Raw genomic sequence first — 15,532 nt, 5'->3', positions numbered from 1 at the left:
TAAAAACTTATTTATTTTGTAAGTTTAAACTTCCTATATTGTGAATTTGTTTGAAAATTAGTCTTTATTTTTGGTTTTTATTAACAAAAGCCAGAGCCTGCTAATCAACATTTTTAAGTACTTTTGTCGCACTTTTATACAATGTAATCCCTAAGAAATGGATAAAAAAATATTCTCTTTTTTGTTTTCTACACGTTTAATGGCTGTTCTTTTTTTAACATTCGCAATTGCAATGGGTGTTGGAACTTTTATCGAAAGTAAATACAATACCGATACAGCTAGAATACTAATTTACAATACATGGTGGTTTGAGGCAATTATGGCCATCTTTATGATTAATTTCTTCGGAAATATCAAAAAATACCAACTGCATAAAAAAGAAAAATGGGCAACTCTTTTACTTCACCTTGCCTTTGTTTTTATCATTTTAGGAGCTTTTATTACTCGTTATATTAGTTACGAAGGAATGATGCCAATTCGCGAAGGCGCAGCAGAAAATCAAGTTTATTCAGATAAAACATTCTTGACTGTTTTTGTAGACGGTGAATATAAAGGCGAAATGAAACGTAGAGTTTTCGAGAAAAATCTGTTGCTTTCTCCTGTGACTAACAATGATTTTTCTCTTTCGGGAAAATTTGATGAAACTCCTTTTGAAATTACGTATTCAAATTACATCATGGGAGCTAAAGAAGTTGTAAAACCAGATCCAAACGGAATTTTATATTTAAAATTAGTTGAAGCAGGAGCAGGCGGACGTGAAGAACATTACCTAAAAGAAGGTGAAGTTCAGAACATTCACAACGTTTTATTCGCTTTAAATAAGCCTACTGACGGAGCAATTAACATCAATACAACTGGTAAAGAATATACTATTCAAACTCCTTTTGAAGGTGAGTTTATGCGAATGGCAGATCAGTTTAAAGGAAAAGTTACTAAAGATAACGTACAGCCTTTAATGATGCGTTCTTTGTACAGCATTGGAGATATTAGAATTGTTTTCCCAGAGCCACCATTAAAAGGAAAAGTGGATTATGAATCTAATAATGACTTTAAAGCTAAATCTCATACAGATGCTTTGGTTGTTAAAGTTAAAGCCGAAGGGCAAGAAAAAGAAGTAATGGTTTTTGGTAACAAAGGTCAAGTTGGAGAAGCTAAAACGGTTAAAATTGGTAATATAGAATATTCTTTATTCTTCGGAAGTAAAGCATATGTTTTACCATTTAAAATTCGTTTAAATGATTTTATTGCAGAGAAATATCCTGGTACAGAAAAAAGTTATTCTTCATACAAAAGTAAAGTGACTGTTCAGGATTCTACAGAAACTTTTGATGCAGATATTTTTATGAATAACGTTTTAGATTATAAAGGATTCCGTTTCTTCCAATCTTCATTTGATCCAGACGAAAAAGGAACTGTTTTGTCTGTAAATCATGATTTTTGGGGAACTAATATTACTTACTTGGGTTATTTTCTTTTATACATTGGTTTAATGGCAATTATGTTTACTAAGCATTCTCGTTTTGGCGATTTGAAAAAGAAATTAGAAGCGATTCAGAAGAAAAAAGATAAGCTAATCACTATTTTATTTTTATTGATTGGTTTAAATGGATTTGCTCAAGAAGCGCCACATGTTCATACTCCGGGGCATGTTCACGAACACGAGCATAATCACAGTGCAGATCCAAATGATCATGCTAATCACGTTACAGCTGCACCGAGTAAGAAACAAATAGATTCTTTATTGAATATCTATAAAGCGCCAGAATCACACGCAGCAAAATTTGGTCGTTTGATTATTCAGGATGCTGGAGGAAGAATGAAGCCGATTAATACGTTTTCATCTGAATTACTTCGTAAAGTAAGTCATGATGATCATTATAATGGAATGAATTCTGATCAGGTTTTCTTATCTATGACGCAATACGCACAGGTTTGGATTCAAGTTCCAATAATTTATATAAAATCAGGAAACGATAGTATTCGTAAAATTATCGGAATTGATTCAAAAGATAAATATGCGCCATTTGTAAAATTCTTTGATGAACAAGGAAATTATAAGCTTTCTCCTTATTTAGATGCAGCTTATAAAGCAGCAAATCCAAATCAGTTTGAGAAAGACTTTATTGAAACAGATAAAAAAGTAAATATAATGGAATCTGCATTAAGTGGAAGGATCTTGAAAATTTTCCCTATTCCAAACGATTCAAATAATAAATGGGTTTCTTATCTAGAACGTGATAATGCTGGTTTTAAAGGAATGGATTCTACTTATGTGGGACAAATCCTTCCACTATATTTTAGTGCATTAAACAACGGTTCAATTTCTAAAAACTGGGATACAGCAGATCAGTTGGTAGAAAGTATAAATGGATTCCAAAAGAAATTTGGAGCTAAAGTACGACCAAGTGAACAAAAAATTGATCTTGAAGTTGCTTATAATACTTATGATGTTTTACCAAAGATGACTTATTGGTATTCTATGGCAGGAATTCTAATGCTGATTTTTACATTATTCAATATTTTCTTTGATAAAAAGTTCTTGCGTATAACAGTAAATGGTTTCCATATATTAATAGGATTAATATTTGCATTGCATACTCTTGCTTTAATTGCACGCTGGTATATTTCTGGTCACGCACCTTGGAGTAATGCGTACGAGTCTATCGTTTATGTAGCTTGGTCAACGATGTTCTTCGGATTGGCTTTCCATAGAAAATCAAAACTAACGGTAGCTTCAGCTGCTTTTGTAACCTCTATGATTTTCATGGCTTCAAATCTAAATTGGGTTGATCCAGAAATCGCAAACTTACAGCCTGTTTTGAATTCTTATTGGCTAATGATTCACGTGGCAGTAATTGTTGCAAGTTATGGTCCAACTGCTTTAGGAATGATTTTAGGTTTTGTTGCTTTGATATTGATTTTCTTTACGAATGATAAAAACAAAGCTAAAATGGATTTACATATTAAAGAAGTAAGTTATATTAACGAAATGGCGGTTACAATTGGTCTTATCATGTTGACTATTGGAAACTTCCTTGGAGGTCAATGGGCAAATGAAAGTTGGGGACGTTACTGGGGATGGGACCCAAAAGAAACTTGGGCTTTAATTTCGATCATGATTTATGCTTTTGTAATTCACGCTCGTTTTGTACCAGCTTTAAGAGGGAAATGGTTCTTTAACTTAATGACGATGTATGCTTTTGTTTCAATCTTGTTTACATATTATGGAGTAAACTTCCACTTAGTAGGTTTACACTCTTACGCAAGCGGAGAAGCGCATTCATTAAGCTGGATTTACTATTGCTTGATTACAATTACTGTAATTGGAGCTATCACTTATCCAAAGTACCACAAATACTATAAAACTAAAAAAGTAAAGAAATAATAATTCACGATACTTATTAATTCAAATAGAAAGGGTTCGACGTAATGTCGAACCTTTTTTTTATACGATTTGTTTATTTTTTATTCAGGTAATTTTCCTAAAATAGCAAACACTATTATTACAATTATAAAGAAACAAATCAAAAATAGTATATGACTTAAAATACTTAAGAAGAAGGCCTTTGTTCTTGATATTTTATTGAAGAACTGAATATTAGTCCAAAAAATCAATATTAGCCCAATAATATAAGTTGCAGAAGAAAATTTTTGAATATGTGGCGTACCGTTTAAATAGAGTAGTATTGGAAACGTCAAAAGCTGGACAAAAAGACGCTGCGATGCTTTGAAAGTATTTAATACAAAAAACTCAAAATAATTGTAACCTTGTTTTCTAAAAACAACATAAGTTCCAATAGTGTAAATTGGAATTGTTGCAATGATTATCCAAGAATAATGGGTAGCCATCCATTCGTTAAATTCATAATAATCTATTGATTTACTGTCTGGCTTAGGAAACATGTTGATATGAAAGTAATGATAGGAAACGCCATAAAGTGTTGCCAGAAGCACAACTAAAGACAAAGGTTTGAAATGGTGAACTCTTTTTCCTTCTATAAATTCACGAACAGAATTTCCTGGGCGAGTAAATAGTTGTTTTAGCGAATATAAAATTCCTTTGTCAAAATGCAATAAACCATGCTGAATATCATGCCATAAAAAATGAGCATTTATTTTGTGCGTTTCTGCAGACTGGCCACAATTATTGCAATAATGACCTTTAAAAATCTGACCGCAGTTTTTGCACATTATTTCCATTTCTAAATGAATTTAAAGATTAGTATTTTTTACTTTTTTGAAAACCGTTTGGGTACATTATTGCAAACAAAACAATGATCAAAAGAAAATTGTATTCAACACCATTTCTTCCTCCGCCAACTACAAACCAGCCGTCTTTAAAATGAACTAAAATAATTCCCATAATGAGAATGAAAATCGTTACAAATCCAGCTACTTTTACATATTTATTACTGATAAGAAGAATTGCTGCTGCAACATGAGATAATTTGATGCTCCAAGCCAGAAATACGCCAAAAGGAGCAAAACCGATATGGTTTAGAAATAAATTTCCAAAATCATTAATGCCATTGTTGAACATTCCAAAAACAGAATGGGTGAGAAGTATTATGGCAACTGCTATTCTTAAAAGAAAAATTCCCGACATGATTTGTTTTTTTGTTCAATTAAAAATAATAAAAAAACGCATATTAAATTTAACATGCGTTTTGGTTTTCTATAAAAGGCTATTTTTTAAACTTTTCCTAAAGTGTAAAGCTGTGTCATTGTTGGAGTAAGGCTTCCTCCGGCTGGTTCCAACGTAATTCCAAATGCTTCTGCAGAATCGGTTTGGCTTACAGCAAAGATTTTCTGAGAATTTCCTTCAAAATTATCCAATAAACCAATGCTTGTCGGTGTAAGAACCGGACTTAATTTTAAAGACCAAACTTGATACACCATTCCTTTTGGCGGAGCTGGCAAACCAGCAGCATCAATATAAGTCGTTTTAGTTTCTTGATTCCAGTATACTTTTGCGAAAGATTTTGGAGACACAGCTTGACCTCCAAGAGTTACGCCTGTGTTTTTAATATCTCTTACAATGTTTAAGTTTTTCTGAATCTCCTTATTCTGCTCTCCTAAATAAGCAAATTCTCTTTCTATTTTGTTTTTCTCAGTTCCAACAGTAGAAATCGCTTCTTTTGTTTTTGTTAATTCTAAAGTTTGGTATCCTAAACCTAAGAGTAAAAGTACTGCTGCTGCCCAACCCACATACTGCGACCAGTTTGAAGCAGGTTTCATCTCAACTACTTTTCCATGTTTCAATTCCAGACGAGCTTTAATTTTTTCAAAATTTTCCACCGAATGGAAAGGAGAGAAGCTCGACGAAAGTGCAATGATAGCCTTTTCTATCGAAATGATTTCCTGATCTACTTCAGGATTCTTTCTAGCTAGTTCGGCAATTTCTAGATTTTCTTTTTCGCTTAATAAGCCATAAACGTACAGCTCTAAAATTCCTGATTCTATATATTCTTGTGCTTCCATTATATTTTCAAATAATTACGTAAATCGTTAATACAGTTTCTGTTTTGCGTTTTTATAGTCCCCAGTGGCATTGCCAATTCTTCTGAAGCTTCTTGCTGGGTGTATCCTTTAAAGAACAGTAAATTGATTATTTCGATACATTTTGGTTTCAGTTTTTTTACAAATTCCTGAATTCCGATTGCATCTAGTTTATGGCTCAATTTATTGCTCTCGTCTAAGAGATTTACGAAATTATCTGAAGAAAGGTTTTTTTGACCGTTATTATAATCTTTAGAACGAAGTTTATCAATAGACGTATTTCGAGCAATATTTAAGATCCAAGTGTAAAATCGTCCTTTACTTTCGTTGTACGAGTCAATGTTTTTCCAGATTTTGACAAAAACATCCTGAAGTACATCTTCGGCTTCCTCTCGATTTTTAATTAGGACATGAATGACAGAAAATAAACTTTTTGAATACATGTCGTACAAATGTGTGAAGGCTTTTTCGTCCTTTTTGTAAATTAAAACTAACAGTTCTTCTTGACTCATAAATTAGGAATTTTAAGTTTAAATATTAGAAATTGAAGCATTATATGTTAACCTGATATAAAGTTAATTTATTTTTTCGTGATTTTTTTATTTTTTTTAGTAGTCTAAAGCCTAAGAAAACAAAGGCTTCAGAAAAAAATTACATTTTTTTTGCTTTTTTTTAAAACCAAAAACAATCCGCTTACGTAAATGTATTTAATAAGACGAGAAAGATCTCAGATAGTCAAAGAAAATTCAAAAAACTGTTGTTATAATATTATTAAGAAACCTATGGATAGCAAAATAATAGTAAAAATATTAATAGTAGGACTAACAGCAGTTTTGGCAATGACCATTTTTACAGAAAAAGATTTTTTGAAAGATGCTTTGGCAAACTGTATAAATATTACGATTTAAAATATCATATAGTTGATGCACTCGGACTTCCAAAACAGAAGATTTTTTTAATATGTCTCGCGACTGTTTTAGCATTTAAATTTATATCATACAAGCCATTAAAATATTTTTTGAGAGACGTTTGACATATGGGGGGTGAAGAAATTTTCGAAATAACCGAGTCATCAACTATAACTTATTAAAGATTGCATAATAATTAATTCATGGTTTGATTTGTTTGTATGGGGAGAAGCCTAACGTCTGATTAACGTTAGGCTTCATTTTTTATTTAACTTTTGATTGGCAAAAATTAAAGACTTAAAATAGTTTTTGTGAAATGGATTTTAGCTAATTTTATAAAAAATTATCAGATGAAAAAAATATTATTGATGCTATTTGGAGCAGCTATTTTGTCGGCGACAGGATTAAATGCTCAAACCAGTACAAACAAATTATCTAAAAAAGATAAAGCCATGGCAAAAGAAACAATTTATCAATTTAAAGTAGAAGATCTATCAGGAGACACTTTTGACTTTGCATCTTTGAAAGGTAAAAAAGTCATGATTGTCAACACAGCTTCAAAATGCGGGTTAACGCCACAATACAAAGATTTAGAAGCTATTTACAAAGAATATAAAGATAAAGGTTTTGTAATTGTTGGTTTCCCAGCAAATAATTTTGCATCTCAAGAACCAGGATCAAATAAAGAAATCGAATCATTTTGCCAACAGAATTACGGAGTTTCTTTTCCAATGATGAGCAAAGTTTCAGTTAAAGGAAGCGACATGTGTGATGTCTACAAATTCTTAACTGAAAAATCGAAAAACGGTTTGCAAGATTCTGAAGTAGAATGGAATTTTCAAAAATACCTTATCAATGAAAAAGGAGAATTAGTAAAAGTAATTAAACCAAGAACTTTACCAACAGATCCTGAAGTAATTAATTGGCTTAAAAGCTAAAGCATAAAAAAAACTCAAATTTTGAATATTCAAAATTTGAGTTTTTTTTTAGTTTCAAAGTTACAAAGGCCAAAGGAACAGAGTTTTTAAATACTTTGCGAACTTTGCGTAATTCTTGGCGTTCTTTGCGGTTAAACTAAAATTAGCTGCATAAAAACCAAATCTAACCAATGGTCAAATTTGTAGCCAACTTCACGAATTGTTCCAGTAGCTACGAATCCGAATTTTTCATGAAAAGCAATGCTTCCTGCATTATCAGCGTCAATTGCGCCAATCATTACATGATATCCTTGTTCTTTTGCTAAACGAATCAATTCTGTCAAAAGTTTAGAACCAATTCCTTTTCCGATAATATTATCAACCACATAAACAGAATGTTCTACAGTATATTGATAGCCTATTTTTTCTCTAAATTGCCCATAACTTCCAAAACCAACCACTTCGCCATCTAAATCAGCTACAATTACAGGTAGATTTTTTGCTGTTTTATCTTCAAACCACTTTGTCTGAACTTCTAAAGTTTGAGTTTCGTAGCTATAATTTGCAGTAGTATGCAAAATGGAATGATTTACAATTTCTAGAATTTTTTGTAAATCGTTTGTTGTTGCAGGTCTTAAAATAATGCTCATTGGTAATTATTGTAGTTATTTGGTATTCAATTCAGCTAATAAAGTGTCTACTTCTTTAGAATTCCAGTCCATTTCTTTGGCTATAGCTTTGGCATTTTTGGCATATTCTAAAGCTTTCTTTTTGTTTTTTATTTTATTATAAAGCTTAGCTTCAAGCAAGTTGCCATCATAAGAATCATTTAATTCTAAAGAACGATCAACCCAGGAAATTGCTTTTTTCAAACTTTCAGTGTCTTTAATATGTTTGAAATAAGTATTTCCTATATCTTTTAAGAAACTTGCATCATTCCAAACCAATTTCTGAGTGTCTTCGAGAGTAACTTTTTTATAGAAATTCCATTTTTCAGTTCTTTCAGCCAATGTTAAATCATATTTAAAAACCAAAGAATCAGTTTTTTGTAATCTAATAGATTTGGCAATTTCTCTCTGTTTATAATAGTTTACAGTGTCTAAATTATCAACCAAAGGACGAAGCAACTCGTTTACGATGCTTTCAATTTTACGGTCAACACGGCTTTGAGATGCTACAGTAGCAAATTCTTTCTGATGGTTTAAAACATACTGAAATTCTCTAGATTTAATATCTGTAACTCCGTTAGCAATAACGCGCCAATTCAATTCGCTGACCAATTGTCTGTCAGATTGCGTGTTCAAATAAATATGTGTTGGCACTGATAATTCTGTTCTGTCTTTTCCTTTTCTTAAAGTATTTAAATAATAAAAGAATTTATCTGAATTACTAGGATCGGCAAGAAATTGTTTCTCTAAATGAGGCAATTGCATCTTCGGATTTAAAGCATTATTTAGCTCATTCTGAAATTCAGGTTTCTTCATTTCGCCTTTCAAAGCATAAATTAGCGTTTCATTGCTGTCAATAAATAAAAAGGTTGGAAGCGATTTGGTATTGAATTTATTCTTTAATACAATTCCTTCTTCTTTATCAATATTTTTATAAGTGCAGACAAAATTCTTGTTCAAAAAATCAATAACTGTTGGATCGCTCAAAACCTCCGTTTTCATCAAATTACAATGCGGGCACCAATCTGCATAAAGCATAACAAAAAGCGGTTTTCCTTCTTTTTTAGCATTTTCTAAAGCCGTTTGGTACGGAACATCAACAGGAACAAATTGATTCTGACAAGTTATGGTTTGAAAAGTAACAGATAAAAAAAGTAGAAGTAAAAAACGCATATTGGGTCTGGCTTTTATTAATTATTCGATTTTACAAATATATCCTCTTTTTTGAGAAAGAGCCTTAATATATTCCTAATTATAATATAAATCAAGTGCGAAGTTTGTAACTTTGTAAGCAAGATAAAGAAAAATTAAATAAGGATTTTTCTTTGAAAAAAGTAATACACCACCGGAATGATTTACCCCAAAATAGCGCTTGCACAAAGCATTATCGAAATTTTATCTGCCAAAGGCATTGTTAATATAATAATTTCTCCAGGATCTAGAAATGCACCTTTAACTATCGGATTTGCTCAAAATCCAAATTTTACCTGTTACAGTATTGCAGACGAGCGATGTGCCGCTTTTTTTGCTTTAGGAATTGCACAGCAAACCAAACAGCCAACTGCAATTGTTTGCACTTCAGGATCAGCTTTATTAAATTATTATCCGGCTCTTGCAGAAGCATTTTACAGCCAAATTCCAATGATTGTAATTTCTGCAGATCGTCCGCAAAGTAAAATTGACATTGGCGACGGACAAACGATTCGTCAGGAAAATGTTTTTGCTAATCATTCTGTTTTTAATGCCAATTTAACCGAAGAAGCATCTGAAGAAAATGATTTGAAAATCAATTTGGCTATTGAAACGGCCATTCAGAAAAAAGGCCCAGTTCATATCAATGCACCTTTTGAAGAACCTTTATATGAAACGACAGAAGAACTTTCGGTAAAGTCAAAAGTCACAAATCTACAACCTGACAATTTTCCAAAAACTATAGAAAATAGTGAAGAATTTGTTTCTATTTGGAATAATGCAAAGCGTAAATTAGTTTTGGTTGGAGTAAATGAAGCGAATACTATTGATCAAGAAATTATCGAAAATCTAGCTTCAGATCCGTCAGTTGTAGTGCTTACAGAAACGACTTCAAACCTTCATAACGAGAGTTTTATTAATTCAATAGATACTTTAATTACTCCTTTCGATGATTTTGATTTTAAGAAGTTTAATCCTGAAGTATTAATTACTTTTGGAGGAATGGTGGTTTCAAAAAGAATTAAAGGATTTTTGAGAAAATACAAGCCAAATCATCATTGGCATATTGATACTTTGAGAGCTTATGATACATTTGAAGCATTGACAAAGCATTTTGAAATGCAGCCTAATGATTTCTTTAAAGATTTGTTTTCAAAAACATCTTTTGTAAAAAGTAATTATTTCAATAATATTGATACGGTTTACAAAACAAGATTAGAAAGAAGAACAGATTATTTAAGTAAAATTGAATTTTCAGATTTTAAAGTTTTCGAAAAAGTAATCGAATCACTGCCTAAAAACAGTATGTTGCAAATTAGCAATAGTTCTGCCATTCGTTATGCTCAATTAATTGACATCGATGATTCTATCGAAGTTTTTTGTAATCGAGGAACAAGCGGAATCGATGGAAGTACTTCTACAGCAATTGGCGCAGCAGTTGGAAACGAAAAACAAACCGTTTTTATTACAGGAGATATAGGCTTTCTGTACGACAGCAATGCGTTGTGGAACTCTTATATTCCTAAGAACTTCAAAATTATTTTGATTAATAATGGAGGAGGAGGAATCTTTAGAATCTTGCCTGGACACCAAGAAAAACCTGTTTTTAACACTTATTTTGAAACATCACATAAATTGACTGCTGAGCATTTGGCAAAAATGTACGGATTTAATTATTTCACAGCGCTAGATATCGAGTCATTAGAAAACGGAATTCAGTCTTTATATAATTCAAATGAAGCTCCTTGCATTTTAGAAGTTTTTACGCCAACATTTGAAAATGATAAGGTTTTGAAGCAGTATTTCAAATACTTATATTAAAAAGTATAAATCGCCATAATCTAAAATCCCTTTATAACATTTATAAATAAAAGGATTTTTTAATTTTTACCTACAAATTAAGTTTTGTTAAATTAATTTCTTTGTACGGCTTCAAACTTCGTACCTTTGCGCCTCAGAAACTTAGCAGTTCGACTGCTTAGAAATATATTAAAATGCTAGAAATAGGAAAATACAATACCTTAACTATATTACGTGACACCAAAGTTGGTTTGTTTTTAGGAGACCCTGATAATGATCCAGATGGAGTTCACGATGTTTTGCTTCCAAACAAATATGTCCCAAAAGTATTTGAAATTGGAGAAGAATTAATCGTTTTTGTTTACTTAGACCACGAACAGCGACCAGTTGCAACTACTTTGGTTCCGTACATTTTATTGAATGAATTTGCTCTTTTGAGAGTAAATTACATCAATAATGTTGGTGCATTTATGGACTGGGGAATGGAAAAAGATATTCTCGTTCCGTTTAAAGAACAAGCGCGCCCGATGGAAAAAGGAAAACGCTATTTAGTTTATTTATATTTAGATAAACAAACCAATCGTTTGGTGGCTTCAAGTAAAACAAATCAGTTTTTGAGTAACGATCAATTAACGGTTGAAACTGGAGAAGAAGTTGATTTAATTGTTTCTCATATTACCGATATGGGGATCAATGTAATTATAAACGAGCGTCACAAAGGCCTTTTGTACAAAGACGAAGTTTATGATGATTCGATTAGAACTGGAAACAGATTACGCGGTTATATCAAAAACATCCGCCCAGATAACAAAATTGATGTTGCGCTTCAAGTTCAAGGTTTTGAAAGCATTGAACCAAATGCAGAAAAAATATTAAGCGAATTAAGAGCCAGCAGAGGATTTCTTCGTTTAAACGATAATTCTCATCCTGAAGACATTAAAACTGTTTTGAAAATGAGTAAAAAATCATTCAAAAAAGCAATTGGATCTTTATACAAAGAAAAACTGATTGAAATTAAAGAAGACGGAATTTATCTGGTTAAAGATTAAAAATCTAAAAATTCGAAATTTATTTGCTTTAGCAAAATTAGTATAACACGAAAGGCTGCCCATTACAGGCAGCCTTTCGCTTTTTATTCAGTTTTAAAAAAAATTGTAATTAAAAAAAAACAGAAATAAAATAATTCGAATCCATCTCAGAACAATAGCCTTACGTATTTTTGAAATCGTTCTATTGACGGTATGTCTTTTAAACAATCAATGTATCTATCTTAAAAGCAAAAAAAGAATTTCACGGCTCATCCATTGGTTTTATAAATAACTTTTAGAAAGTGGTGAATTAGTACTTTTTTCCTCTTTTCGTTATCATTCCTATACTAATTAATAGACAATTCTAACATTTAACCTTAGGTGTTACTTTTTTCTTTTTGAAGTTTCGACAAACACATAAATCATTTGCTCTTTTAATTGAGGTTTATTACTTAAAACCCTAAAAAAATGAGCGACAAATTTTTTAAATTTTCTCAAAAAAATCATTTTTTAGGTTAATAAATCAGTGAAAGAAAATCAATCTGAAATCTTAGAAATAATTTGTATCTAATTGATTTCTAGGCTGTAAAATTAATTATTATTTTTCTAAACTAATGTTAAAAAATGTTATTTTTTGTAAGGAAATGCTAATTGTTAACATTTGAAGCCATATTAGTAAAGACTTAAGACCGATTGAGTAGGTAAACTAGTAAAAATGATTTATTTTTACCGTATAATTATTAAAACAAAAAATCGAAATGGATTGGATTACAGCCAGAGAATTTGAAGATATAACTTATAAAAAATGCAATGGAGTAGCGAGAATAGCCTTTAACAGACCAAATGTTAGGAATGCATTCCGTCCTAAAACTACTTCAGAATTATACCAAGCTTTTTACGATGCGCAAGAAGATACTTCAATAGGAGTTGTTTTACTTTCTGCTGAAGGACCTTCAACAAAAGACGGAGTTTACTCTTTCTGCAGTGGTGGAGATCAAAATGCACGCGGACATCAAGGATATGTTGGAGATGATGGTCAGCACCGTTTAAATATTTTAGAAGTACAGCGTTTAATTCGCTTTATGCCTAAAGTCGTTATTGCTGTAGTTCCGGGTTGGGCTGTAGGAGGCGGACACAGTTTGCACGTAGTTTGCGACATGACGCTTGCGAGCAAAGAACATGCTATTTTTAAACAAACTGATGCAGACGTAACAAGCTTTGATGGTGGTTACGGATCAGCATATTTGGCTAAAATGGTAGGTCAGAAAAAAGCTCGTGAAATCTTTTTTTTAGGTAGAAATTATTCAGCTCAAGAAGCTATGGATATGGGAATGGTAAATGCTGTAATTCCACACGATGAGTTAGAAGCGACTGCTTACGAATGGGCGCAGGAAATTCTTCAAAAATCACCAACATCTATAAAAATGCTGAAATTTGCAATGAACTTAACAGACGACGGAATGGTCGGACAGCAAGTTTTTGCAGGAGAAGCAACTCGTTTAGCTTACATGACCGAAGAAGCTAAAGAAGGAAGAAACGCTTTCTTAGAAAAAAGAAAACCAAACTTCGGTGAAAATAAGTGGTTACCATAATAAAATGTAGATTTCTGATTTTAGATTTAAGATTTGATATTCAAGCAATCTAAAAATCAGAATTAAAAATAAATCTAAAATCTACACTCTAAAATCTAAAATAATAAATAATGAAACATTGGATTGAAGCCGCAAGACTGCGCACATTACCTTTATCAGTTTCCGGAATTATAGTTGGAAGTATTTATGCTTTGTCAAATCCAACAGAAACTATCAACACTCCAACAGAAGTATTCAGTTGGAAAGTTTTTGGTTTTGCTCTATTGACAACATTAGGATTACAGGTTTTATCCAATTTTGCAAACGATTACGGTGATGGAGTAAAAGGTACTGATAATGCAGATCGAGTAGGGCCACAACGCGCTATTCAGAGCGGTGTTATTACGCCTCAGGCAATGAAAAAAGCCATTATTATTACTTCACTTTTAACTTTATTGTCTGCAATCATATTAATTTATTTTTCTTTCGGAAAGGACAATTTTGGGTATTCAATCTTTTTCCTATTGCTAGGAATCGCAGCTATTGTTTCTGCAATTCGCTACACAGTTGGTAATTCCGCTTATGGATACAGAGGATTTGGAGATTTATTCGTCTTTATTTTCTTCGGATTAGTAAGTACTTTAGGCGTAAACTTTTTGTACGCAAAAGAGGTTGATCCGCTTTTAATTCTTCCGGCTGTAGCAATCGGATTATTGAGCGTTGGGGTTTTAAACCTAAATAATATGCGCGATCAAGAATCAGATAAAAAAGCAGGCAAAAACACTATTGTAGTACAAATGGGAGCTGAAAAAGCTAAAATATACCATTATACTTTGATTGGTGGCGCAATGCTTTTGGTGGTTATTTTCGCCATTTTAAGCGATTATAACTTTGACCAATACTTGTTTTTGTTAGCATATATTCCGTTGACAAAACATTTAATCACAGTTTACAAAAATCAAGACCCAAAATTATTGGATCCAGAATTGAAAAAACTGGCATTAAGCACATTCTTGCTTTCTGTATTACTTACGGTGTGTATGATTTCGCTGATTTCAGACATTATTGTAAACCTCTTTTTAGGAGGAAGATAAAACAACGTTAAACTTAAATAGGCAACAAAATGAAAATCACATACTACGGGCACGCTTCATTAGGAATTGAGGTAGGAGGAAAACATATCATTGTGGATCCATTTATTACTGGGAATCCGCAAGCAGCAACAATCAATCTTAGCACAATAAAAGCTGATTATATTTTGCTCACACACGCACACGCCGACCACGTGTTAGACGTTGAAGCAATTGCTCAAAATACAAAAGCTGTTATCGTTTCAAATGCTGAAATTGCAGATTATTATGCTGCAAAAGGATTCAATTCTCACCCAATGAATCACGGTGGAAGCTGGAAATTTGATTTCGGAAAAGTAAAATATGTAAACGCAATTCACTCAAGCAGCTTTCCTGACGGTTCTTACGGAGGAAATCCTGGAGGTTTTGTCATCGAAGGCGAGCATAAAAATATTTACATCGCTGGAGATACTGCTTTGACTTACGATATGAAATTAATTCCGCTTCGCACAAAATTAGACTTAGCAATTCTTCCAATCGGAAATAACTTTACAATGGATGTTGAAGACGCTATTATTGCTTCAGATTTTGTAGAGTGCGATAAAGTTTTAGGATATCACTACGATACTTTTGGTTATATCGAAATCAATCACGATGAAGCAATTCGCAAATTTTTCGATAAAGGAAAAGATTTAATGCTTTTACCAATCGGAGAATCTATTGAATTATAAGGAGCTAATCCCGCTTTCGGCTATATCTTTTTAAGGCAAAGAAAAATTGCCTTAAAAAGGATACCGCCTCTATCGGGGCTAGGGCACTCGATTCCATAAGAAAGTTATTTGGCATAATCTATGTTATTTGAATTTTGAGTTTTTAAAGA

At 32.1% G+C, this 15,532-nt stretch carries 14 protein-coding genes; 8 read left to right on the top strand and 6 right to left on the bottom strand.

Annotated features, from left to right (window positions below; genetic code table 11):
- Positions 1-157: 157 nt before the first annotated feature.
- Positions 158-3,385 carry a cytochrome c biogenesis protein gene (locus QLQ96_RS17265; RefSeq protein WP_482492050.1) on the top strand — a complete coding sequence of 1,076 codons (3,228 nt, stop codon included), beginning with the start codon at positions 158-160 and terminating at the stop codon, positions 3,383-3,385.
- A gap of 80 nt (positions 3,386-3,465) precedes the next feature.
- On the opposite strand, the gene QLQ96_RS17260 is transcribed toward QLQ96_RS17265, so the two are convergent.
- From QLQ96_RS17260 to QLQ96_RS17245, 4 genes are all read right to left on the bottom strand, one after another.
- Positions 3,466-4,200: a DUF3667 domain-containing protein gene (locus QLQ96_RS17260; protein WP_482492048.1), complete on the bottom strand. Its 735-nt coding sequence runs from the start codon at positions 4,198-4,200 to the stop codon at positions 3,466-3,468.
- A gap of 19 nt (positions 4,201-4,219) precedes the next feature.
- Positions 4,220-4,606, bottom strand: a complete 387-nt coding sequence (locus QLQ96_RS17255; RefSeq protein ID WP_482492046.1) for a DoxX family protein — start codon at positions 4,604-4,606, stop codon at positions 4,220-4,222.
- Positions 4,607-4,692: 86 nt separating this feature from the next.
- Positions 4,693-5,481 (bottom strand): anti-sigma factor, encoded by a 789-nt coding sequence (locus tag QLQ96_RS17250; RefSeq protein ID WP_482492044.1) that lies wholly within the window; start codon positions 5,479-5,481, stop codon positions 4,693-4,695.
- Positions 5,481-6,011 (bottom strand): RNA polymerase sigma factor, encoded by a 531-nt coding sequence (locus tag QLQ96_RS17245; RefSeq protein ID WP_482492043.1) that lies wholly within the window; start codon positions 6,009-6,011, stop codon positions 5,481-5,483. Before QLQ96_RS17245 ends, QLQ96_RS17250 begins: the two co-directional genes overlap by 1 nt.
- 270 nt (positions 6,012-6,281) lie before the next feature.
- Here QLQ96_RS17245 and QLQ96_RS17240 point away from each other — a divergent pair, with 270 nt between their 5' ends.
- Together QLQ96_RS17240 and QLQ96_RS17235 are read left to right on the top strand one after the other, a co-directional pair.
- Entirely contained in the window at positions 6,282-6,407 is a 126-nt protein-coding gene (locus QLQ96_RS17240; protein WP_482492042.1) for a hypothetical protein, read from the top strand.
- 350 nt (positions 6,408-6,757) lie between these two features.
- Positions 6,758-7,345 (top strand): glutathione peroxidase, encoded by a 588-nt coding sequence (locus tag QLQ96_RS17235; protein ID WP_482492041.1) that lies wholly within the window; start codon positions 6,758-6,760, stop codon positions 7,343-7,345.
- Between the two features lie 131 nt (positions 7,346-7,476).
- On the opposite strand, the gene QLQ96_RS17230 is transcribed toward QLQ96_RS17235, so the two are convergent.
- Entirely contained in the window at positions 7,477-7,974 is a 498-nt protein-coding gene (locus tag QLQ96_RS17230) for a GNAT family N-acetyltransferase (RefSeq protein WP_482492039.1), read from the bottom strand.
- Positions 7,975-7,989: 15 nt separating this feature from the next.
- On the bottom strand, positions 7,990-9,165 hold the full coding sequence (locus QLQ96_RS17225) for a thioredoxin family protein (RefSeq protein ID WP_482492037.1): 1,176 nt from the start codon (positions 9,163-9,165) through the stop codon (positions 7,990-7,992).
- A gap of 177 nt (positions 9,166-9,342) precedes the next feature.
- On the opposite strand from QLQ96_RS17225, the gene menD reads away from it, so the two are divergent.
- The 5 genes from menD (at position 9,343) to QLQ96_RS17200 (ending at position 15,383) form a co-directional block, all read left to right on the top strand.
- Positions 9,343-11,004, top strand: a complete 1,662-nt coding sequence (menD, locus tag QLQ96_RS17220; RefSeq protein WP_482492036.1) for a 2-succinyl-5-enolpyruvyl-6-hydroxy-3-cyclohexene-1-carboxylic-acid synthase — start codon at positions 9,343-9,345, stop codon at positions 11,002-11,004.
- 173 nt (positions 11,005-11,177) lie between these two features.
- Complete coding sequence (locus tag QLQ96_RS17215) at positions 11,178-12,032, top strand: CvfB family protein (protein ID WP_482492034.1); 855 nt, start codon at positions 11,178-11,180, stop codon at positions 12,030-12,032.
- Positions 12,033-12,769: 737 nt separating this feature from the next.
- Positions 12,770-13,603 (top strand): 1,4-dihydroxy-2-naphthoyl-CoA synthase, encoded by an 834-nt coding sequence (locus QLQ96_RS17210; RefSeq protein ID WP_070908004.1) that lies wholly within the window; start codon positions 12,770-12,772, stop codon positions 13,601-13,603.
- 110 nt (positions 13,604-13,713) lie between these two features.
- Positions 13,714-14,676: a 1,4-dihydroxy-2-naphthoate octaprenyltransferase gene (gene menA, locus QLQ96_RS17205; RefSeq protein WP_482492032.1), complete on the top strand. Its 963-nt coding sequence runs from the start codon at positions 13,714-13,716 to the stop codon at positions 14,674-14,676.
- Between the two features lie 29 nt (positions 14,677-14,705).
- Complete coding sequence (locus QLQ96_RS17200; RefSeq protein WP_482492030.1) at positions 14,706-15,383, top strand: metal-dependent hydrolase; 678 nt, start codon at positions 14,706-14,708, stop codon at positions 15,381-15,383.
- Positions 15,384-15,532: the final 149 nt, after the last annotated feature.

It is taken from the genome of Flavobacterium sp. B167r, from assembly GCF_056824315.1.
The sequence above is the reverse complement of the archived record's forward strand: the minus strand, read 5'-3'. Positions and strand labels throughout refer to the sequence as shown.

What these genes read in the sequence shown, in the direction of transcription:
- QLQ96_RS17250 (WP_482492044.1), bottom strand. Translation starts at nt 5,481, where the DNA reads ATGGAAGCACAAGAATATATAGAATCAGGAATTTTAGAGCTGTACGTT.
- QLQ96_RS17265 (WP_482492050.1), top strand. Translation starts at nt 158, where the DNA reads ATGGATAAAAAAATATTCTCTTTTTTGTTTTCTACACGTTTAATGGCT.
- menD (WP_482492036.1), top strand. Translation starts at nt 9,343, where the DNA reads ATGATTTACCCCAAAATAGCGCTTGCACAAAGCATTATCGAAATTTTA.
- QLQ96_RS17215 (WP_482492034.1), top strand. Translation starts at nt 11,178, where the DNA reads ATGCTAGAAATAGGAAAATACAATACCTTAACTATATTACGTGACACC.
- QLQ96_RS17240 (WP_482492042.1), top strand. Translation starts at nt 6,282, where the DNA reads ATGGATAGCAAAATAATAGTAAAAATATTAATAGTAGGACTAACAGCA.
- QLQ96_RS17235 (WP_482492041.1), top strand. Translation starts at nt 6,758, where the DNA reads ATGAAAAAAATATTATTGATGCTATTTGGAGCAGCTATTTTGTCGGCG.
- QLQ96_RS17225 (WP_482492037.1), bottom strand. Translation starts at nt 9,165, where the DNA reads ATGCGTTTTTTACTTCTACTTTTTTTATCTGTTACTTTTCAAACCATA.
- QLQ96_RS17260 (WP_482492048.1), bottom strand. Translation starts at nt 4,200, where the DNA reads ATGGAAATAATGTGCAAAAACTGCGGTCAGATTTTTAAAGGTCATTAT.
- QLQ96_RS17245 (WP_482492043.1), bottom strand. Translation starts at nt 6,011, where the DNA reads ATGAGTCAAGAAGAACTGTTAGTTTTAATTTACAAAAAGGACGAAAAA.
- QLQ96_RS17200 (WP_482492030.1), top strand. Translation starts at nt 14,706, where the DNA reads ATGAAAATCACATACTACGGGCACGCTTCATTAGGAATTGAGGTAGGA.
- menA (WP_482492032.1), top strand. Translation starts at nt 13,714, where the DNA reads ATGAAACATTGGATTGAAGCCGCAAGACTGCGCACATTACCTTTATCA.
- QLQ96_RS17210 (WP_070908004.1), top strand. Translation starts at nt 12,770, where the DNA reads ATGGATTGGATTACAGCCAGAGAATTTGAAGATATAACTTATAAAAAA.
- QLQ96_RS17230 (WP_482492039.1), bottom strand. Translation starts at nt 7,974, where the DNA reads ATGAGCATTATTTTAAGACCTGCAACAACAAACGATTTACAAAAAATT.
- QLQ96_RS17255 (WP_482492046.1), bottom strand. Translation starts at nt 4,606, where the DNA reads ATGTCGGGAATTTTTCTTTTAAGAATAGCAGTTGCCATAATACTTCTC.